The sequence below is a fragment of the Mesorhizobium sp. KR2-14 genome (genome assembly GCF_040049255.1).
Taxonomy (GTDB): Bacteria; Pseudomonadota; Alphaproteobacteria; order Rhizobiales; family Rhizobiaceae; genus Pseudaminobacter.
The window spans coordinates 909,256-928,654 of the sequence record NZ_JBDZDR010000001.1; the positions used below are offsets into that span (position 1 = coordinate 909,256).

Below are 19,399 nucleotides of genomic sequence, written 5' to 3' on the forward strand. Positions count from 1 at the left end.
AATCCGCTCAGGCGTTTCCGCGGGTCTCGAACAGAACGCCCGCCAGCGCGTCCCTGGCGGAAGTGCCCGACCAGACCACGAACTGGAACGCCTGGAAATAGCATTCGCAGGCCTCGAGCGCCGAGGAAAGCAGCACCTCGACCTGCTGGCTGGTGGGCTCGACGCCGCCCGCAAGCAGCAGCGACTGGCGGAACATGATCGCGCCTTCCTGCTCCCACAGGTCGAAATGGCCGAACAGCAACTGCTCGTTGATAAGCGACAAGAGCCGCATGATCTCGACGGCCCGGGTTTCGGGCACCTTGATGTCGAAGGCGCAGGCCAGATGCAGCGCCTCGAAATCCTCCATCCACGAGAAGGAGACGTGGTAGTCGGTCCACGTGCCGGTCACCGAGATGGCGATCTCGTCGTCACCGGTGCGCTCGAACGACCATTCGTTGTTGTTCGCGACCTGCTCGATCACATCCACCGGGTGGATATCGCGTGCGAATTCCAGTTCGACAAGTTCCATAAAATGCTTCCTGACGTTCTCGGAGCACAACTGATGGCTCCGCGGGACGGGCACACGCGAACACATGCTATTTTCTAGAAATCAGTCGGCAGGATAGATCAACACAGGAACACTTGAACCGGACCCCCACCGCCCGGCGCATGAGACGGCTTCGAATCATGCAACAAATTCAGTGTATTGATGCAGAGTCGCGTTACCAGCCCCTTTTTGCCGGACACGCCACAAGGGTGTGGAAAGCGGCTGAATCAAAAACTTATGGAAGCCGGATAAATGATTCAGCCGAAAGCGCTTTTTCCAAGCAGCGCGTTGTGGATAAGGTTAACGAATTATTTCTTGGATGAAGTCTTTCCGGCGCGTTTTGCAACGCTTTCCGAAGAAGTTTCCGACGCCTGCTCGGCAAGGGCCGGGAATCTCGCCTCAAGTTCCGCAACGCGGGCGGCAAGCCTTTCGTTCTCGGCGCGCACCTTCAGGGTCATCTCGCGCAGGGCTTCGAACTCCTCGCGCTGCACCACGTCCATGCTGTTCAGCACGCGTTCGGCCTGGCTCTTGAAGGCGGTCTCCATCTCTCGGCGCACCCCTTGCGCCGCGCCCGCGGCGTCGGTCACAAGCTTTGCAAATTCATCCAGAATGCGGTTTGGACCGTTTGACATGGCAGCACCTCGTTGTTGCAATTTCGACGTAGTGCCGCAGCGTAGGGAATGCAAGACTATTGGCCAGGAAGCACAGATGGCACCGGCTTCCATCGCTTGCCGCAGACGATAACAGTTATTAAATTGCCTTTACCAACAAAGGGAGCCAGCCATGGCCATCAGTGCCGATCTTGGCGAGCCGCTTGAGGAATTCGTCAACCAGCTGGTGAAAAGCGGCCGCTACAACTCCGAGAGCGAGGTGCTGCGCGAAGGCGTGCGCCTCATCCAGGAGCGCGAGATGAAGCTCGCCGCCCTCGACGCGGCCATCGCGCGAGGCATTGCCGATGCCGAAGCGGGGCGGGTCATCCCCATAGACGAAGCTTTTGAGCGCTTGCGTGCCCGGCTCAATCTTCCGAAAGGCGACGCTTCCGAATGAGGGTCGTCCTTACGGAAACCGCATAAGCTGACATGCTCAACATCGGCCTTGCCATCAAGGAGCACAATGCATCGCGCGCAGAGTCATTCGTTGACGAACTCTATGATCGCTGCAAGCAACTCGGCGACATGCCGTTTGCCTACCCTCTCTTGCCCGATCACGAAGCAACAGGCATCCGCCGACGGGTTCACGGCAACTATCTGATCTTCTACCGTGTCGAGGACGACGCGGTGCAGATCATTCACATCCTTCACGGCGCAATGGACTACGAACGGCTTCTCTTCCCCGAATAGTGAACCATTTGCGCTTGAGTCGGTCTGGCTCACCTCACGCTTGCCTTGACCCTGCCAAAAGCCTGCCGCATGGTCCGCGCCTGAACCGCCCTTCCCGAACGGGAGTTTCACTTGAGCACCTATCTCGCCTTGCCGCTGGCCGCCCTGCCGTTTCCGAACATCGATCCGGTCATCGTCCAGATCGGGCCGCTGGCCATCCACTGGTATGGCGTTGCCTACATCGTCGGCATCCTCTTTGCCTGGTGGTATGGCAAGCGGCTGGTCACCAACCCGCGGCTTTGGCCCGACGGCAGGCTGCCGATGAAGCCGGAGGATCTCGACGACTTCATCGTCTGGGCGGCGGCCGGCGTGGTGCTCGGCGGTCGCATCGGTTATGTTCTGTTCTACGATCTGGCTCGCTACATGGAGCACCCGCTCGACATCTTTGCCGTCTGGCAGGGCGGCATGTCGTTCCACGGCGGCTTTCTCGGCACGGTGCTGGCGATCATCCTGTTCGCGCGGTCGCGCGGCATCTCCGTCTGGACGATGTTCGACGTCATCGCCGCCGGCGTGCCGGTTGCGCTCGGCCTCGTGCGCCTCACCAATTTCATCAACTCCGAACTCTGGGGCCGACCGACAGACGTGCCATGGGCCATCGAGTTTCCCACCGGCGGCCCATTCACCCGCCATCCCAGCCAGCTCTACGAGGCGGCGCTCGAGGGGCTGGTGCTTTTCCTCGTGCTGCGCATCCTCACGCACAGCTTCCTCAAGCTGAAATCGCCCGGCTTCGTCTCTGGCGCCTTCGTGGCCGGCTACGGCGCCTCGCGCATCTTCGTGGAGTTCTTCCGCGAGCCTGACCAGCAGATTGGCTATCTGTTCGGCGGCTGGCTCACCATGGGCATGGTGCTGTCAGTACCCATGGTTCTCATCGGCATCTGGGCGATGCTCAGGGCCAAGCCTGTCAACACGGCACCCAGCACGGCATGAGCACGCTCAAGCAACGCATAGCAGCTCAGATCGCCACCGGCGGGCCGATCTCGGTCGCCGAGTACATGGCGCTTTGCCTGTTCGACCCGCAGCAAGGCTACTACACCACCCGCGAGCCTTTCGGCATCGCCGGGGATTTCACCACCGCTCCCGAGATCAGCCAGATGTTCGGCGAACTTGTCGCCGTCTGGCTGCGCGCGGCGTGGGAAGCGGTCGGCCGCCCGTCCCCCTTCATCCTGGCCGAGATCGGCCCCGGCCGCGGCACGCTGATGAAGGACATGCTGCGCACACTGGCGAAGCTCGACCCCGGATTTCTGGCGCAGGCTAGCGTTGTCATGGTCGAGACCAGCCCCCGGCTCACCGAGGTGCAGCGGAACACGCTGGCCGGCGCGCCTGCGCGGGTTGAGTGGGTCCGAAACATCGAGGCGCTGGCACCGCTTCCCCTGCTCATCGTCGGCAACGAACTGTTTGACGCCATCCCGGTGCGCCAGTTCGTGCGCGCGGGCAATGCCTGGCGCGAGCGCGCCGTTGCTCTCGACGATGCCGGCAACCTCCAGTTCGTCGCCGGGGTCGGCTCGCTCGATCCGGCCTTCCTGCCGCCCGACGCCGCCGGCGCCGCGGAAGGCGCAATCGTCGAACTCGCGCCGGCACGCAGCGCACTCATGGAAACCATCGCCGGGCGCATTGCCTCCCATGGCGGCGCCGGCCTGTTCATCGACTACGGCTACCTGGTCCCCGGCGTCGGCGACACGCTGCAGGCCTTGAGAAAGCACCGCTACGAGGACGTGCTGGAAAATCCCGGCCTGGCCGACCTCACCACTCATGTCGATTTCCAGGCGCTCGCGCAGGCTGCGCGCGGCCACGGCCTCGACGCGCATCTCGCCACCCAGGGCGATTTCCTGCTCGGCATGGGGCTGCTGGAGCGCGCCGGTCTGCTGGGCGCCAATGCGGACACCGCCGGCCGCGAAAGAATCCACAGCGAAGTTGAGCGCCTGGCCGGCCCGGATGCCATGGGAAATCTGTTCAAGGTTCTGGCCGTCACGCCGCCGGGAGTTGCCGTCCCGCCCTTCGAACAGGCGCATTGACTTGGCCATTCGGCTGCCCCACTGTCCCATCCTCGCGACCGAGGGCGGCGGCTGAAGCTAAATTTTCAGCCTTGACGCAACCGCCTTCGCGAAGAACAAGGCGGGCCATGTCAGATCGATCGACGCCGAATCCAATCCGCTCTGCCCGCCTGGCCGAAGCTGAAGCCCGCGGCATCCGGCACGGCTACTTCACGCGCCTTGGTGGAGTATCCGAAGGCATCTATCGCGGGCTCAACATCGGCGCGGGCTCCGATGACGACCCGGTGCGGGTGCGCGAAAATCGCCGGCGAGTTGCCCAGTGGATGGGCGTCGATGTCGATTCGCTGCTCACCGCCCACCAGATCCACTCTGCCGACGTGATCGTGGCGCGCGAGCCCTTCAACGGGCCGCGACCCAAGGGCGACGCCCTCGTCACCGACCGTCCCGGCATCGCCATCGCCGCCTCGACCGCCGATTGCGGCCCGGTTCTGTTCGCCGATGCAGAAGCCCGCGTCATCGGCGCTGCCCATGCCGGCTGGAAAGGCGCCTTCGGCGGCGTGCTCGAAAACACCGTCACCGCCATGGAGGCGCTTGGCGCCCAGCGCGAACGCATCGTGGCCGTGCTCGGCCCCTCCATCGGCCCCGCCAACTACGAGGTCGGCCCGGAATTCGTCGAACGCTTCCTCGCCGCCGATGCGGACAACCAGCGCTATTTCGCGCCCTCGCAAAATGCCGGGCACGCCATGTTCGATCTCAACAGTTACACGGTGGATCGGTTGCGCAGATGCGGCGTTGCCGCCGAATGCCTCAACCGCTGCACCTATGAGGAGGAAGACGTTTTCTATTCCTACCGCCGTTCGACGCACCGCAAGGAAGCGGACTACGGCCGGCAGATCTCAGCAATTGCTCTGGAGGACATTTGATGGCGCTGCATTTCGAACGCACCGAATATGACGCACGTCGTGACCGACTGATTATCGAGATGGCGGAAAAGAAGCTGGATGCGATCCTGCTGTTCGCGCAGGAGAGCATGTACTGGCTGACCGGCTACGACACCTTCGGCTTCTGCTTCTTCCAGTGCCTGGTCGTGAAGGCCGACGGCTCCATGGTGCTGCTCACCCGCTCGGCCGACCTGCGCCAGGCCCGCGCCACCTCGATCATCGAGAACATCGTTTTGTGGACCGACCGCGAGGGCGCCAACCCGGCGCTGGACCTGCGCAACCTGCTCAACGATCTCGACCTGTTGGGCGCGCGCATCGGCGTGGAATACGACACCCATGGCCTCACCGCCTATAATGGCCGCCGCCTGGACGATCTGCTGCAGACCTTCGGCCAGATCGCCGATGCCTCGGGCATCGTCTCGCGCCTGCGCCTGTTCAAGAGCCCGGCGGAGATCCAGAAGGTCGAGAAAGCCGCAGCACTGGCCGACGACGCGCTCGACGCGGCACTGCCGCTCGTCAAGCAAGGCGGCGACGAAGGCGCCATCCTTGCCGCCATGCAGGGCGCCATCTTCGAGGGCGGCGGCGACTACCCGGCCAACGAATTCATCATCGGCTCGGGCGCCGATGCGCTGCTGTGCCGCTACAAGGCCGGCCGCCGCAAGCTCAACAAGAACGACCAGCTCACGCTTGAATGGGCCGGCGTCTATAATCATTACCATGCCGCGATGATGCGCACCGTGCTAACCGGCAAGGTCTCGCGCCGGCATCAGGAACTGTTCGACGCCGCCCGCGACGCGCTGCTGGCCGTGGAAAAGGCGATGACGCCCGGCAACACCTTCGGCGATGTCTTCGAGGCCCATGCACGCACCATGGAAGCGCATGGCCTGACCAAGCATCGTCTCAACGCGTGCGGCTATTCGCTCGGCGCGCGCTTTGCCCCGTCCTGGATGGACATGCCGATGTTCTACCAGGGCAACCCCGAGCCCATCGCCCCAGACATGACGCTGTTTGCCCACATGATCATCATGGACTCAGAAACCGAGACCGCAATGACGCTTGGCCGCACCTATCTCACCACCGAGACGCAGCCGCGGCCGCTTTCTCGCCATGATCTCGACTTGATCGTGAAGTGAAACCGCCACAATGCGGCGAAGCCTTCAGATGCGGAGAATTGAAACGATGAAGCAATTGCCGGGCCGGATCACGGCACTGCTTTTCGTCGCCGCCGCCCTTTCGGCCTGCACCAGCACGCAGGACGTTCTCGAGCCGTCGGCCATCGCCGCCCAGCAGTCGGGCGCGACCACGGGTGCGATTTCCACCAATGCACGAATCCAGATCGCGCCCATCGTAGGCGCCAGCGTGGAAGCAGCCACACCGCTTACCGAAAGGCTCGCCGTTCGAGCCCGAGAGCGCGGCATTCGCCTGGCCGGCTCCGCCGACGCCACGGCCACCCATGTGCTGAAGGGCTATTTCTCGGCGCTGACCGAAGGCAAGGAAACCGTGGTGGTCTATGTCTGGGATGTCTACGATCCCGAAGGCACGCGCCTGCACCGCATCAATGGTCAGCAGAAGGTCCAGATTTCCGGCGGCGACGGGTGGAGTACGGTTCCGCCGGCTGCCATGCAGACCATAGCGGATTCGACCATCGACCAGCTTTCCTCGTGGCTGGCGGGCCACACCGGTTAGGCTCCGCCCGCGATATATTAGCCAAAAATCCGCGACTCGGCTTGCAATAGCGGCACAGCCCGCTAAAAGCCCGCTAAATTCCTCCTCCCGAAATCCTTCACCAGGAACGGTGCATGAAACTCTTCGCAGGCAATTCCAACCGGGTGCTGGCAGAAGCTGTCGCCCGCTATCTCAATATCCCGCTCGGCAAAGCCAGCGTCCGCCGCTTCGCGGACCAGGAGATCTTCGTCGAGATCCAGGAAAATGTGCGCGGCGAGGACGTCTTCATCCTCCAGTCCACCTCCTTCCCGACCAACGATCACCTGATGGAACTTCTCATCATGATCGATGCCTTCATGCGTTCGTCTGCGCGGCGCATCACGGCGGTCATCCCCTATTTCGGCTACGCACGCCAGGATCGTCGCGCATCGGGCCGCACCCCGATCTCGGCCAAGCTGGTTGCCAACATGATCGCCCATGCCGGCGCCAATCGCGTGCTGACGCTCGACCTGCATGCCGGGCAGATCCAGGGCTTCTTCGACATTCCCACCGACAACCTGTTCGCCGTGCCGGTCATGGCCCGCGACGTGAAGGCCAAGTACAAGCAGCTCAACAACGTCATGGTCGTCTCGCCGGACGTGGGCGGCGTGGTGCGCGCCCGCGCGCTGGCCAAGCGCCTCGATGCCCAGCTTGCCATCGTCGACAAGCGACGCGAGCGCCCCGGTGAATCCGAGGTCATGAACGTCATCGGCGACGTGCGCGGCAAGGACTGCCTGCTGATCGACGACATCGTCGATTCCGGCGGCACGCTGTGCAACGCCGCCGACGCGCTATTGGCCAACGGCGCCACCAGCGTCACCGCCTACATCACCCATGGCGTGCTTTCGGGCGGCGCTGCTGCGCGCATCACCGGCTCGAAGCTGCAGGAACTGGTCATCACCGATTCCATCCAGCCTACTTCAGCGGTGGAGGCCGCGCACAACATCCGCACCATCTCCATCGGTGACCTCATCGGCGAGGCGATCTCGCGCACGGCTTCGGAAGAGTCCGTCTCCAGCCTGTTCGACTGACCCGCCACAATGGACTGCAGCGCCGCGAGCCCTTCGGCTACGCGGCGCTTTTTGCTTTCCGCAGGGTCGGGCCATGCCGGTTTTTGCCGCAACGAGCCGCCCACAGCTTGCCGCTTTCACGGCAAAGCTTTAGGAAAGCCCCTAAACAAAATGAACCGCGCTGCCTGCCGCTGACGAGAAACAGCCGCCGCCGCGCCGACCGAGAAAGCCTGTTTGATGACCGATTTCGACATGATGGCGCCTGCGCTGGCGGCCGCGCTCACATCGCGTGGCTACGAGACGCTGACGCCCGTGCAGCGCGCCATGCTGGAACCGGAGGCGCGCGACGCCGACCTTCTGGTCTCGGCGCAGACCGGCTCGGGCAAGACGGTCGCCTTCGGCATTGCCATCGCCCCCACCCTGCTTGAAGGCCGCGAACGCCTCGGCGCCCCCGGCCTGCCGCTGGCGCTGATCGTGGCGCCCACGCGCGAGCTCGCCATGCAGGTGCGCCGCGAGCTCGAGTGGCTCTACCGTGAAACCGGCGCCCGCATCGGCTCTTGCGTCGGCGGCATGGACATGCGCAGCGAGCGTCGTGCCTTGGCCGATGGCGCCCACATAGTAGTCGGCACGCCCGGCCGCCTGCGCGATCACATCACCCGCGGTTCGCTCGACATTTCGGAGCTGCGCGCCGTCGTGCTCGACGAGGCCGACGAGATGCTTGACCTCGGCTTCCGCGACGATCTGGAATTCATCCTCGCCGCCGCACCGGCCGAGCGCCGCACGCTTCTGTTTTCGGCTACTGTTCCCAACCAGATCGCGCAACTCGCAAAACGCTTCCAGCGCGACGCCCACCGCATCACCGCCCAGGGCGAGAGCGACCAGCACAGCGACATCGACTACCAGCAGATCTTCGTCGCGCCGGCCGACCGCGAAAACGCCATCATCAACACGCTGCTGTTCCACGACCAGCAGAATACGATCATCTTCTGCCACACGCGCGAGGCAGTGAAGCATCTGACGAGCCGCCTTTCCAACCGCGGCTTCCAGGTCGTGTCTCTATCGGGCGAGCTCAGCCAGGCCGAGCGCACCAACGCACTGCAGGCCATGCGCGACGGCCGCGCCCGCGTGTGCGTGGCGACCGACGTCGCCGCGCGCGGCATCGACCTGCCAAATCTCGGCCTCGTCATCCATGCCGACCTGCCGACCAATCCCGACACGCTGCTGCACCGCAGCGGCCGCACCGGCCGCGCCGGCCGCAAGGGCATCTGCGCGCTGATCGTGCCGCTGCACCGGCGCGGCGCCGCCAATCGCGTGCTGAAGCTGGCAAAGCTCACCGCCACCATCGTGCCTGCCCCGACCGCGAGCGACATCGAGCATCATAACCGCCAGCGCATCCTCGACGATCAGGCGCTGAGCCTTGCACCGAGCGAGGACGAGATCGCCTTCGTGCGCGAGTTGATGGAGGCGCACAGCGCCGAAAACATCGCCGCCGCCTATCTCAGGCTGCAGCTTGCCGCCCGCCCAGCGCCTGAAGATCTGATGGAAGCGCCGGTATTTGCCGAACGCGCACCGCGCCGCGAGGCCCGTGACGAAGCTCCCCGCGACCGCAGCGACTTCGACAACGGCGTCTGGTTCCGCGTCACGGTCGGCCGCAAGCACCGCGCCGAGCCGCGCTGGCTTCTTCCGCTGATCTGCAAAGCCGGTCACATCACCAAGCGCGCGGTCGGCTCGATCAAGATCAACGACACCGACAGCAATTTCGAAATCGCCGGCGACAGGGCCGACGCCTTCTGGGCGGCGGTGAAGGAAACCGGCACTGGCGAAAAGGGCGTCACCATCCAGCGCATGGAAGGCAAGGCGCCGCCCCGCGAAAAGCCGGCCCGCGAGGCTGCGGCGCCTGCCTGGAACAGCGAAAAGAAGGGCAAGTTCAAGCCCAAGCCGAAGGCCAAGCCCGGCAAGCCTGACGGCGGGCCGGCGCACAAGAAGCCCAAGAAGAAGTTTTCCAAGAAAACATCGGACTGAAGGCGCGATGCGGGCCCGCATTCCGGCGTCAAAACCTTGCGCTTGCGGGCACCTTCCGCTATAGAGCCGCCACCCGCGTAGACACCCTTGGAGGCAACGCGGATGGGGGCGGCCAACGGTCGCTTTCAACGCTTGAGGTTGGGTTTCGCCCTCTCAGGCGCTCCAATCAACAAGAAAGGAAATGCCATGAGCGATACTTACGAGCTCAAGGCCGAGGCACGCGAACGGGTCGGTAAGGGGTCCGCCCGAGAACTTCGCCGCAACGGCAAGATACCTGCAGTTATCTACGGTGATAAGCAGCCCCCGCTGGCCATCACCGTGCCCTACAAGGAAATCTTCTACAAGATTCACGGCGGCGGCTTCATGACCACCGTGACCACGATCGACGTCGACGGCCAGAAGATCAAGGTCCTGCCCAAGGACTACCAGCTCGATCCGGTGCGTGACTTCCCGATGCACGTGGACTTCCTGCGCGTCAGCAAGCACACCGAGGTCAACGTCAACGTGCCCGTGCGCTTCATCAACGAAGAGAAGGCGCCCGGCATCAAGCGCGGCGGCGTGCTCAACATCGTGCGTCACGAGGTGGAGCTCCACTGCGCGGCCGATGCGATTCCGGAGTTCATCGAGATCGACCTCACCGGTCTTGAGATCAACGACTCCATCCACATCTCGGCCGTGAAGCTGCCGAAGAACACCAAGCCGGTCATCGCCGACCGCGACTTCACCATCGCCACCGTTGCAGCTCCTGCCGGCCTCAAGAGCGAGGAAGGTGCTGCTGCGGCCGAAGGCGAAGCCGAAGCCGCGACCGAGGAATAATCCTCGGCGCCTGGAGGGTCGCAGCGATGCTGCTTTTTGCAGGTCTCGGCAATCCGGGCGCGCAGTATGCCAACAACCGGCACAATGTCGGCTTCATGGCGGCGGAGGCCATTGCCCGCCGCCATGATTTTTCGCCCTGGACGAAAAAATTCCAGGGCCAGGTCGCCGAAGGCAAGATCGGCGGCGAAAAAGTCATCCTTCTGAAGCCACAGACCTTCATGAACCTTTCCGGCCAGTCGGTCGGCGAGGCCATGCGCTTCTACAAGCTGTCCCCTGCCGACCTCACCGTCTTCTACGACGAGCTCGATCTTGCCGCCGGGAAGGTGCGGGTGAAGACCGGCGGCGGCGCTGGCGGCCACAACGGCATCCGCTCCATCGACCAGCATTGCGGCAAGGAATATCGCCGCGTGCGCATCGGCATCGGCCACCCCGGCGTCAAGGAAATGGTGCACGGCCACGTGCTGGGCGATTTCGCCAAGGCCGACAAAGAGTGGCTGGAAGCGCTGCTGGAGGCCATCGCGGATAGTTCCGACCTGGTCGCCAAGGGCGACGACAGCGGCTTCATGAACCGCGTAACGCTGGCGCTGCGCGACAAGCTGCAGCCGACAGGCGAGGACGACACCCCTCCCCCGAAGCAGAAGCCCGCCAAGGCCCAGAGCCACATCCGCCAGGCGCGCCAGCAGGCGCCGGCGGTGAAGGCACCCGAAGCCGGCCCGATGGCCGCCATGCTGAAGAAGCTGTTCCACAAGGAATGAGCCTTTGGGCGCACGCGGGACACGTGCCCCTTCCTTGCAAGTCCCCGTGGTCAAGCCTATCCTTTTTAGAGGACATTCGCGTTTCGTGGCACGAGGCAACCATGAAGAACGTGACGATCTCCCTGGACGAAAAGCTCTTGGCACTCACCGAAGCGGAAGCTGCCAAGGCCGGCGTAAGCACGTCGGAATTCATCGCGGACATCGTTGAATCGGCGCTCACGGCAAGGACGACCGGGACTGGCGAGAAGAACCGCCAACTTGAAGCTCTGGAAAGGATCTTCGCTGGCCCCATGTGGGACGTGACGGAAAATGGGCGAATGCCGACTGCCGAGGAAAGAAATGCCCGGCGGTAGCACGTTCATCGACACCAATGTCCTTCTCTATGCGCACGACCGTCTCAATCAAGAGAAAGCAATCCAGAGCAAAGAATGGCTGAACTTGCTGGCCTCGAGGGGGCTTGCGCGGGTCAACCTGCAGACACTGAACGAGCTTACGAGCGTTCTGCTGCGAAAGAAGTGGTTCGAGGACGTGGCCACTGTCTACGCTGTCGTGGATCAGTTCGCGGTCCTCGGAACCACGCCGGTCACCTACAAGGAGATCGCAACAGCCCGCACCATCCACCTACGCTACGGCTACTCCTGGTGGGACTGCCTTCTGCTGGCCTCCGCGCTCGAACTCGGGTGCCAATTCTTCCTCTCCGAGGATTTGCAGGACGGGCAGGCCATCGAAGGCTTGACGATAGTCGACCCTTTCGCCCATAGCCCTCAGCAAGTTTTCGCTTCTCGATAAGGCTAGATCACCATGGGTTTCAAATGCGGCATCGTTGGGCTGCCCAACGTCGGCAAGTCCACGCTCTTCAACGCCCTGACGCGCACCGCGGCCGCGCAGGCCGCCAACTATCCGTTCTGCACCATCGAGCCGAACACCGGCGAGGTGGCTGTGCCGGATCCGCGCCTGAAGAAGATTGCCGAGGCCACCAAGTCCAAGGAGATCATCCCCACCCGCATTTCCTTCGTCGACATTGCTGGCCTGGTGCGCGGCGCCTCCAAGGGCGAAGGCCTGGGCAACCAGTTCCTCGCCAACATCCGCGAGGTCGACGCCATCGTGCACGTGCTGCGCTGCTTCGAGAATGACGACATCACCCATGTCGAGGGCCGCATCGACCCCGTCGCCGATGCCGAGACCGTCGAAACCGAGCTGATGCTCGCCGACCTCGAAAGCCTCGAGCGCCGCATCGTCCAGATCCGCAAGCGCGCGACCGGCAAGGACAAGGAAGCAATGACCGTCCTGCCGATGATGGAGCAGGCGCTGGCGCTGCTGCAGGACGGCAAGCCGGTGCGCATGCTGCTCAACGGTATCGCCGCAGAAGACCTCGCCATCCTTCGCGGCCTGAACCTGCTCACCTCGCATCCGGTCCTCTATGTCTGCAACGTCGCCGAAAGCGAGGCCGCGACCGGTAACGAGCACACGGCCGCCGTAGAAAAGATGGCCGCCGCACAGGGTGCGCGCACCGTCATCATCTCGGCCGCAATCGAATCCGAGGTCGCCCAGCTCCCCGACGAGGAAGCCAAGGAATTCCTCGACGCACTCGGCTTGGACGAGCCCGGCCTCGACAAGCTCATCCGTGCCGGCTACGAGCTCCTGCAGCTCATCACCTATTTCACCGCAGGCCCCAAGGAGACCCGCGCCTGGACCATCCAGAAGGGCACCAAGGCCCCTCAGGCGGCCGGCGTCATCCACACCGACTTCGAACGCGGATTCATCCGCGCCCAGACCATCGCCTACAACGACTACGTCACCCTGGGCGGCGAAGTCGCGGCCAAGGAGGCCGGCAAGGCGCGCGACGAAGGCAAGGAATACGTCGTGCAGGACGGCGACGTGATGATGTTCAAGTTCAATACCTGACCGGGCGACACGGCTTCTTCATCTCCGGCCGGCATTCTTGACGCACCGATTCGCTGCCGTTAAGCGCGATAAAACTCTTCGCGCCTCCGGCGCATCCCCCTCCTCGATCACGGAGAAGCGACGATGATCAAGGCATATGTGGTCGACGGCGACCGGCTGCGCATGGTGGACGATCTGGAGCATCACAAGGCTGCCGTGGTGTGGGCCGACCTCCTCTCCCCCACCAGGGAGGAGGAGATCGCCATCGAGCAGATGCTCGGCGTCAGCGTTCCCACCCGCGAGGAGATGGAAGAGATCGAGATCTCGTCGCGCCTCTATACCGAGGACGGCGCCATCTTCATGACTGCGACGCTGCCCGCCCAGACCGACGGCGAGCATCCACTGATGTCGCCTGTCACCTTCGTGCTCGCCGGCAACAGGCTCGTCACGGTGCGCTACCACGAGCCGCGCGCGTTCCTCACCTTTCCCATGCGCGCCGAGAAGAGCGCCATGGGATGCACCACCGGCGAAGCCATACTGATCAACCTGCTGGAGGCGATCGTGGACCGTCTGGCAGACGTGCTGGAGCGCATCGGCCACGACATTGACGGCATCTCGCGCAGCATCTTCCAGCCGAGTTCCGACAAACCGTCCAAGCGCGACCGCGACTTCCGCAAGGTGTTCCAGACCATCGGCCGCAAGGAGGAACTGACCTCCAGCATCCGCGAAAGCCTGATGACCCTGCAGCGCCTGTCGGGCTTCCTGGGCAATGTCATGATGCAGAGCAAGAACAAGGACCTGCGCGCCCGGACCAAGACCCTGTCGCGCGACGTGGCCTCGCTGACCGACCACGCCTCTTTCCTGTCCAACAAGATCGTGTTCCTGCTCGATGCCACGCTCGGCATGGTCAACATCGAGCAGAGCGCCATCATCAAGATCTTCTCGGTGGCGGCGGTAATCTTCCTGCCGCCCACGGTCGTCGCCTCCATCTACGGCATGAACTTCGACATCATGCCCGAACTGAAATGGAGCTTCGGCTATCCCTTCGCGCTGTTCCTGATGGTGCTGTCGGCCGTGCTGCCGTACCTCTACTTCAAGCGGCGTGGCTGGCTGTAGCAATCGGTAGCGCCCTGTGGCTCCCCGCCAGCGCCTTGCCTGGGGCGGATGCAGCGGCCACAATGGAAGTTCAAGCGTGAACAGGATTCTGGCATGAACGGCAAGAAATGGGCCTACGAGGATTTTGCGGAGGGCGCCTCGATCGAACTCGGCTCCAAGCAGGTCACGGCCGCCGAGATCATCGAGTTCGCCAGCGAGTTCGACGCCCAGCCCATGCATCTTGACGAGGAAGCTGGCAAGGCCAGCATTCTTGGCGGTCTTTCGGCCTCAGGTTGGCACACATGCGCGATGTTCATGCGGATGATGTGCGATGCCTTCCTGCTCGACTCCACCTCCCAGGGCGCTCCCGGGATCGAATATGTACGCTGGAAAAAGCCCGTGCTCGCCGGCGACACGCTGACCGGCCGCAGCACCGTGCTCGCCAAGCGCCTGTCGAAGTCGCGGCCTCAGCTCGGCTTCGTCACCTGCCGCCACGAACTCTTCAACCAGAAGGGCGAGGCAGTGTTTGAACTGGAAAACACCGGAATGTTCCTGACACGCGAGGGCGCGGCATGACGCTCGACGAGTTCTTCGACATCGGCGCCACAGTCACGCTCGGCTCGCACACCTTCACGGCCGAGGCCATCAAGACATTCGCGGCGAAATACGACCCGCAGCCCTTCCACCTCGATGAGGAGAAGGCGCGCGGCAGCGTCTTCGGCCGCCTCTGCGCTTCGGGCTGGCACACCACGGCAACGTGGATGCGCTACAACCTTGCTCAGCAGGAGGAAGGCGGAAAGCACTGGCCGGGCCCCGGCCCCGCGCCTGAATTCGGCCCCTCGCCCGGCTTCAAGAACCTGAAATGGCTAAAGCCGGTCTATGCCGGCGAAACCATCACCTTCACGCGCACGGGGCTGAGCCACCGGCCCATCGCCAGCCGCCCCGGCTGGCGGCTGCTGACGCTGCAGGCGGAAGCATTCGATTCCACCGGCGATAAGGTTATGGAATTCGAAAGCGCGGTGCTGGTCAAGGCCGACTAACCGCGCCTCTAGCCGCTCTCGATCGCGGCAGGCCAGCCATATGCCGCTCACCCGCTCCCGGCCCCCGCTGGTGGCTGTGAAGAGGCCGGCGGGGCAAACTCAGCTGCAAACGGCTTGGAATTCGTAACCGACCAGTTTGGCCAGGGTTGCGCCCGTGCGGCCTCCGAATGGGACGCCGCCGGCCAGGGAAGCGGCACATCCGGCTTCCCGTTCGCTTCAATGCCCCTCGAAGGCGATCAGCGTGTGCACTGGCACGTCCAGCGCTTCCAGCTTGGCTCGGCCGCCGAGTTCCGGCAGGTCGATGATAAAGCAGGCCGCGACGATCTCCGCCCCCATCTGGCGCAGCAGCTTTGCAGCGCCTTCCGCGGTGCCGCCGGTGGCGATCAGGTCGTCCACAAGGATCACCTTCTCTCCCGGCTGTACGGCATCCTTGTGCATCTCCATCTCGTCCAGCCCGTATTCGAGGCTGTAGGCGATGCTCACGGTCTCGTGCGGCAGCTTGCCCTTCTTGCGGATCGGCACGAAGCCGGCCGAAAGCTGGTGGGCGATTGCCCCGCCGAGGATGAAACCGCGCGCCTCGATACCGGCGATCTTGTCTATCTTGGAACCGGCGAAGGGATGCACCAGCTCGTCGATGGCCCGCCGGAAGGCGCGCGCATTGCCCAGCAACGTGGTGATATCGCGGAACATCACACCGGACCTCGGATAGTCCGGAATGTTGCGGATCGCTGAAAGCAGCGTGTCTTCGAGGGAAGGCTTCATGGGGCGTTTTTTCCGTTACCAGCTAGTTTTGCAGCGGCCCGCGTCAAAAGAAAAGGGCGCCGCGGCGCCCTTCTCAAACAATCCGCCGCAGCGGCCATTCATGGTCAGTGCGCGACGTTGGCCCAGACCTTGCGCTTGGTCACATAGACCAGAGCGCCGAATAGCAGCAGGAACACCATGACCTGGAAACCGGTCCGCTTGCGCGCCTCCAGGTGCGGCTCGGCAGCCCACATCAGGAAGGCCGAGACGTCACGCGAATACTGGTCCACGGTCTGCGGCGAGCCGTCGTCATAGGTCACCTGGTCGTCGGAGATCGGCTTGGCCATGGCCAGCGACTTGCCGCCGATGAAGAACGGGTTGTAGTGCGTGCCTTCGGCAATTTCCATGCCCGCCGGCGGCTCGTGGTCATAGCCCGTGAGCAGCGCGTGGATGTAGTCCGGACCACCTTCGGCATACTGGGTGAAGATGTCGAAGAGGAAGGTCGGGAAGCCCCGCTCCACGCCGCGCGCCTTGGCGATGAGCGAGAAGTCAGGCGGTGCCGCACCGTTGTTGGCGGCGGCGGCAGCGGCCTCGTTCGCGAACGGCGACGGGAAGTGGTCGTTCGGCGTGGCCTTGCGGGTGAACATCTCGCCATCCGCGTTCGGGCCGTCCTGGACCTCGTATTCGGCGGCGAAGGCTTTCACCTGTGCCTCGGTGTATCCCAGATCCTGCAGCGTGCGGAACGCCACCAGGTTCATCGAGTGACAGGCCGAGCAGACTTCCTTGTAGACCTTCAGGCCGCGCTGCAGCTGGGCCTTGTCGTACTGGCCGAACGGACCGGAGAAGGTCCACTTCTCCTGCGTCGGCTTCATGATCGGGAAGTGGGTCGGCTCTGCCGCGTTGTGAGCTTCCTCGGCGGCGAGGGCGGCACCGAAAGTGCCGGCCATGACCAGACCGAAAGCAGCCAATCCGTTGAGAATCTTCTTCATGCGGATATCCCTCTCAAGATTCTCGCTTAGCCTTTGGTTTCCGGCGATGCGGTCGCACCTGCGGGGTGAACCGAAGCACCGCCCTTGTTCTTCTCGAGCACGGCTTCGGTGATCGAGTTCGGCAGGCGCCGAGGGGTCTCGATCAGGCCGAGCACAGGCATGATGACCAGGAAGAACGCGAAGTAGTACAGGGTCGACGCCTGCGCCAGTGCCACATAGACGCCTTCCGCCGGACGCGAGCCGAGCCAGCCAAGGAAGATGGCGTTGGCAACGAAGATCCAGAAGAAGAGCTTGTACCAGGGGCGATAGGCCGCCGAACGAACCTTCGAGGTGTCGAGCCACGGCACGAAGAACAGCACCGCAATCGAGCCAAACATGGCCAGCACGCCACCGAGCTTGGAGTCGATCGGGCCGATGTTGAAGGTGATGGCGCGCAGGATCGCGTAGAAGGGCAGGTAATACCATTCAGGCACGATGTGGGCCGGGGTCTTCAGCGAGTTCGCCTGGATGTAGTTGTCCGGGTGACCCAGATAGTTCGGGATATAGAAGACGAAGTAGGCGAACACGAGCAGGAACACGATCATGCCGAAAGCGTCCTTGATGGTCGCATAGGGCGTGAACGGAACAACGTCGGTCTTCGACTTCACCTCGATGCCGGTCGGGTTGGTCTGGCCAACCACGTGCAGCGCCCAGACATGCAGAACCACGACGCCGGCGATCATGAACGGCAGCAGGTAGTGCAGCGCGAAGAAGCGGTTCAGCGTCGGGTTGTCCACGGCGAAGCCGCCGAGCAGCAGCTGCTGGATCCAGTCACCCACCAGCGGAATGGCGGTGAAGAAACCGGTGATCACGGTCGCGCCCCAGAAGCTCATCTGGCCCCACGGCAGCACGTAGCCCATGAAGCCCGTTGCCATCATCAGCAGGTAGATGATGCAGCCCAGGATCCACAGCAGCTCGCGCGGAGCCTTGTAGGAACCGTAGTAGAGGCCGCGCATGATGTGCACATAGACGGCGATGAAGAACATCGAGGCGCCATTGGCGTGCAGATAGCGCAGCAGCCAGCCCGAGTTCACGTCGCGCATGATCTTTTCGACCGACTGGAACGCAAGCGTCGTGTCGGAGACGTAGTGCATGGCCAGCACGATGCCGGTGAGGATCTGCGCCGCCAGCATCAGCGAAAGAATGCCGCCGAAGGTGTAGGCGTAATTCAGGTTGCGCGGAACCGGATAGGAAACGAAGGAATCGTGAACGAGGCGCGGCAAGGGCATGCGCGCATCAACCCAGCGTCCGATGCCTGTCTTAGGCGAATATGTCGAGTGTCCACCGCTCATGGAAATAAGCCCCTTATGCCATCAGCCGATGCGGATGGTGGTGTCGGAAATAAACGAGAACACCGGCACAGCCATGTTCTCCGGCGCCGGACCCTTGCGGATGCGGCCGGCCGTGTCGTAGTGCGATCCGTGGCACGGGCAGAACCAGCCGCCGAAATCGCCCTGCTGGCCGAGCGGCACGCAGCCCAGATGGGTGCACACGCCGACCATGACCAGCCAGTTTTCCTTTTCCTTGCCGGCCGAACGGTCCACGTCGGTCGCCTTCGCGTCGGAAGGAAGGTTGGCGTTGCGCGCAACCGGGTCCTTCAGCTCGCCAAGCGGCACATCCTGCGCGGCCTTGATTTCTTCCGGCGTGCGGTTGCGGATGAACACCGGCTTGCCGCGCCACTTGACCGTCAGAGACATGCCCGGCGTCAGCGAAGACACGTCAACCTCGATGGACGACGCGGCAAGCGTCGATGCATCGGGACGCATCTGGTCGATAAAGGGCCAGGCGACAGCCGCCGCGCCCACGACACCGGCCATGCCGGTCGCCACATAGAGAAAGTCACGACGGGTTGGGTCGATCGTATCGTTTGCGCTCACGGGAATATGATCCTTTCGCCTTACCCTCACCGGCGGCAGAGCCTGTCCCCCGCTCATTGTCGACAGCCCGGCCCGCACAGCGGAACAGGCTGACGAAGTCCTCCGGCATTCGAAATCGGTTTATGCGTGAACCCCGCTCTTGTCCAGACAGGACAACGGGGAGAGGGCAGATTGTCGCGGGTGGCTGTGAAAAGCCTGTGGGGAGCCCGAAAACCCGCACTTCCCACCTTACCAGCGGGCCCGCGAGCCGGGTTTTCGCCGGCTTGTGCACCCGACCTCAGGAGGCGCCGAGCCGCACCAGAACCTCCCGCGGAATCGCATAGTCGCGGATCGCATCGTCGTGCCGGCGCAGGCCGCAAAGCTCGCGCTGGATGAAATATGCCTGCACCGATTCGGCCGCGGCCTTGAGCAGTCGGGCGCGTGCCCCTGCATCACCCTTGTGTTCGCGCAGCCGCGTCAGCGCCTGTTCGGCGCGCCGGCCGGCGCGGCCGAGCGAAACGGCCATCTCGGCCAAAAGCTCGGCGTCCAGCACACTCGGCCCGGAATCCAGCGCCGTAGAAAGTCGCTTGGGCGGGCGCAGTGCCATGGAT

At 63.6% G+C, this 19,399-nt stretch carries 24 protein-coding genes; 17 read left to right on the top strand and 7 right to left on the bottom strand.

From position 1 onward, the window contains the following. Nucleotides 1–7: 7 nt before the first annotated feature. A complete protein-coding gene (locus tag ABLE86_RS04285) occupies nt 8–508 on the bottom strand; it encodes a YbjN domain-containing protein (protein WP_348777654.1) in 501 nt (166 codons plus the stop codon). Nucleotides 509–834: 326 nt separating this feature from the next. Further along, a complete protein-coding gene (locus tag ABLE86_RS04290; protein WP_348777751.1) occupies nt 835–1,158 on the bottom strand; it encodes an accessory factor UbiK family protein in 324 nt (107 codons plus the stop codon). Nucleotides 1,159–1,309: 151 nt separating this feature from the next. On the opposite strand from ABLE86_RS04290, the gene ABLE86_RS04295 reads away from it, so the two are divergent. The 17 genes from ABLE86_RS04295 to ABLE86_RS04375 all read left to right on the top strand — a co-directional run bounded on the left by ABLE86_RS04295 (nt 1,310) and on the right by ABLE86_RS04375 (nt 15,163). Continuing rightward, nucleotides 1,310–1,573, top strand: a complete 264-nt coding sequence (locus ABLE86_RS04295) for a type II toxin-antitoxin system ParD family antitoxin (protein ID WP_348777655.1) — start codon at nt 1,310–1,312, stop codon at nt 1,571–1,573. A 32-nt stretch (nt 1,574–1,605) separates the two neighbouring features. Then, entirely contained in the window at nt 1,606–1,866 is a 261-nt protein-coding gene (locus ABLE86_RS04300) for a type II toxin-antitoxin system RelE/ParE family toxin (RefSeq protein ID WP_348777656.1), read from the top strand. A 111-nt stretch (nt 1,867–1,977) separates the two neighbouring features. Further along, entirely contained in the window at nt 1,978–2,832 is an 855-nt protein-coding gene (gene lgt, locus ABLE86_RS04305) for a prolipoprotein diacylglyceryl transferase (protein ID WP_348777657.1), read from the top strand. Beyond that, nucleotides 2,829–3,917, top strand: coding sequence for a class I SAM-dependent methyltransferase (locus ABLE86_RS04310; RefSeq protein WP_348777658.1), 1,089 nt, complete (start codon nt 2,829–2,831; stop codon nt 3,915–3,917). The genes lgt and ABLE86_RS04310 overlap by 4 nt, the downstream gene beginning before the upstream one ends. Before the next feature lie 107 nt (nt 3,918–4,024). Beyond that, nucleotides 4,025–4,819, top strand: coding sequence for a peptidoglycan editing factor PgeF (pgeF, locus tag ABLE86_RS04315; RefSeq protein ID WP_348777659.1), 795 nt, complete (start codon nt 4,025–4,027; stop codon nt 4,817–4,819). Next, on the top strand, nt 4,819–5,970 hold the full coding sequence (locus ABLE86_RS04320) for a Xaa-Pro peptidase family protein (RefSeq protein ID WP_348777660.1): 1,152 nt from the start codon (nt 4,819–4,821) through the stop codon (nt 5,968–5,970). Before pgeF ends, ABLE86_RS04320 begins: the two co-directional genes overlap by 1 nt. A gap of 46 nt (nt 5,971–6,016) precedes the next feature. Then, on the top strand, nt 6,017–6,523 hold the full coding sequence (locus ABLE86_RS04325; protein WP_348777661.1) for a hypothetical protein: 507 nt from the start codon (nt 6,017–6,019) through the stop codon (nt 6,521–6,523). Between the two features lie 113 nt (nt 6,524–6,636). Beyond that, the gene (locus ABLE86_RS04330) at nt 6,637–7,572 is read left to right on the top strand and encodes a ribose-phosphate pyrophosphokinase (protein ID WP_348777662.1); all 936 of its coding nucleotides are present in this window, start codon (nt 6,637–6,639) and stop codon (nt 7,570–7,572) included. Between the two features lie 216 nt (nt 7,573–7,788). Further along, nucleotides 7,789–9,573 (top strand): DEAD/DEAH box helicase, encoded by a 1,785-nt coding sequence (locus tag ABLE86_RS04335; RefSeq protein ID WP_348777663.1) that lies wholly within the window; start codon nt 7,789–7,791, stop codon nt 9,571–9,573. A 186-nt stretch (nt 9,574–9,759) separates the two neighbouring features. Further along, nucleotides 9,760–10,389 (top strand): 50S ribosomal protein L25/general stress protein Ctc, encoded by a 630-nt coding sequence (locus ABLE86_RS04340; RefSeq protein ID WP_348777664.1) that lies wholly within the window; start codon nt 9,760–9,762, stop codon nt 10,387–10,389. A 26-nt stretch (nt 10,390–10,415) separates the two neighbouring features. Beyond that, the gene (gene pth / locus ABLE86_RS04345; protein WP_348777665.1) at nt 10,416–11,144 is read left to right on the top strand and encodes an aminoacyl-tRNA hydrolase; all 729 of its coding nucleotides are present in this window, start codon (nt 10,416–10,418) and stop codon (nt 11,142–11,144) included. A 101-nt stretch (nt 11,145–11,245) separates the two neighbouring features. Beyond that, nucleotides 11,246–11,497, top strand: coding sequence for a CopG family transcriptional regulator (locus tag ABLE86_RS04350; RefSeq protein WP_348777666.1), 252 nt, complete (start codon nt 11,246–11,248; stop codon nt 11,495–11,497). Beyond that, on the top strand, nt 11,484–11,933 hold the full coding sequence (locus ABLE86_RS04355) for a PIN domain-containing protein (protein WP_348777667.1): 450 nt from the start codon (nt 11,484–11,486) through the stop codon (nt 11,931–11,933). Before ABLE86_RS04350 ends, ABLE86_RS04355 begins: the two co-directional genes overlap by 14 nt. A gap of 12 nt (nt 11,934–11,945) precedes the next feature. Further along, on the top strand, nt 11,946–13,049 hold the full coding sequence (gene ychF, locus ABLE86_RS04360; RefSeq protein WP_348777668.1) for a redox-regulated ATPase YchF: 1,104 nt from the start codon (nt 11,946–11,948) through the stop codon (nt 13,047–13,049). Between the two features lie 123 nt (nt 13,050–13,172). After that, on the top strand, nt 13,173–14,144 hold the full coding sequence (gene corA / locus ABLE86_RS04365; protein ID WP_348777669.1) for a magnesium/cobalt transporter CorA: 972 nt from the start codon (nt 13,173–13,175) through the stop codon (nt 14,142–14,144). Between the two features lie 93 nt (nt 14,145–14,237). Beyond that, nucleotides 14,238–14,699, top strand: a complete 462-nt coding sequence (locus tag ABLE86_RS04370; RefSeq protein ID WP_348777670.1) for a MaoC family dehydratase — start codon at nt 14,238–14,240, stop codon at nt 14,697–14,699. Then, entirely contained in the window at nt 14,696–15,163 is a 468-nt protein-coding gene (locus ABLE86_RS04375; RefSeq protein ID WP_348777671.1) for a MaoC family dehydratase, read from the top strand. Before ABLE86_RS04370 ends, ABLE86_RS04375 begins: the two co-directional genes overlap by 4 nt. A 216-nt stretch (nt 15,164–15,379) precedes the next feature. On the opposite strand, the gene ABLE86_RS04380 is transcribed toward ABLE86_RS04375, so the two are convergent. From ABLE86_RS04380 to ABLE86_RS04400, 5 genes are all read right to left on the bottom strand, one after another. After that, nucleotides 15,380–15,925 (bottom strand): adenine phosphoribosyltransferase, encoded by a 546-nt coding sequence (locus ABLE86_RS04380; RefSeq protein WP_348777672.1) that lies wholly within the window; start codon nt 15,923–15,925, stop codon nt 15,380–15,382. 104 nt (nt 15,926–16,029) lie between these two features. Beyond that, complete coding sequence (locus tag ABLE86_RS04385; RefSeq protein WP_348777673.1) at nt 16,030–16,893, bottom strand: cytochrome c1; 864 nt, start codon at nt 16,891–16,893, stop codon at nt 16,030–16,032. Nucleotides 16,894–16,919: 26 nt separating this feature from the next. Next, nucleotides 16,920–18,224: a cytochrome b N-terminal domain-containing protein gene (locus ABLE86_RS04390; protein ID WP_348777674.1), complete on the bottom strand. Its 1,305-nt coding sequence runs from the start codon at nt 18,222–18,224 to the stop codon at nt 16,920–16,922. A gap of 21 nt (nt 18,225–18,245) precedes the next feature. Beyond that, entirely contained in the window at nt 18,246–18,809 is a 564-nt protein-coding gene (petA, locus tag ABLE86_RS04395) for a ubiquinol-cytochrome c reductase iron-sulfur subunit (protein ID WP_348777675.1), read from the bottom strand. A gap of 277 nt (nt 18,810–19,086) precedes the next feature. Next, entirely contained in the window at nt 19,087–19,395 is a 309-nt protein-coding gene (locus ABLE86_RS04400; protein WP_348777676.1) for a DUF6665 family protein, read from the bottom strand. Nucleotides 19,396–19,399 lie beyond the last annotated feature (4 nt).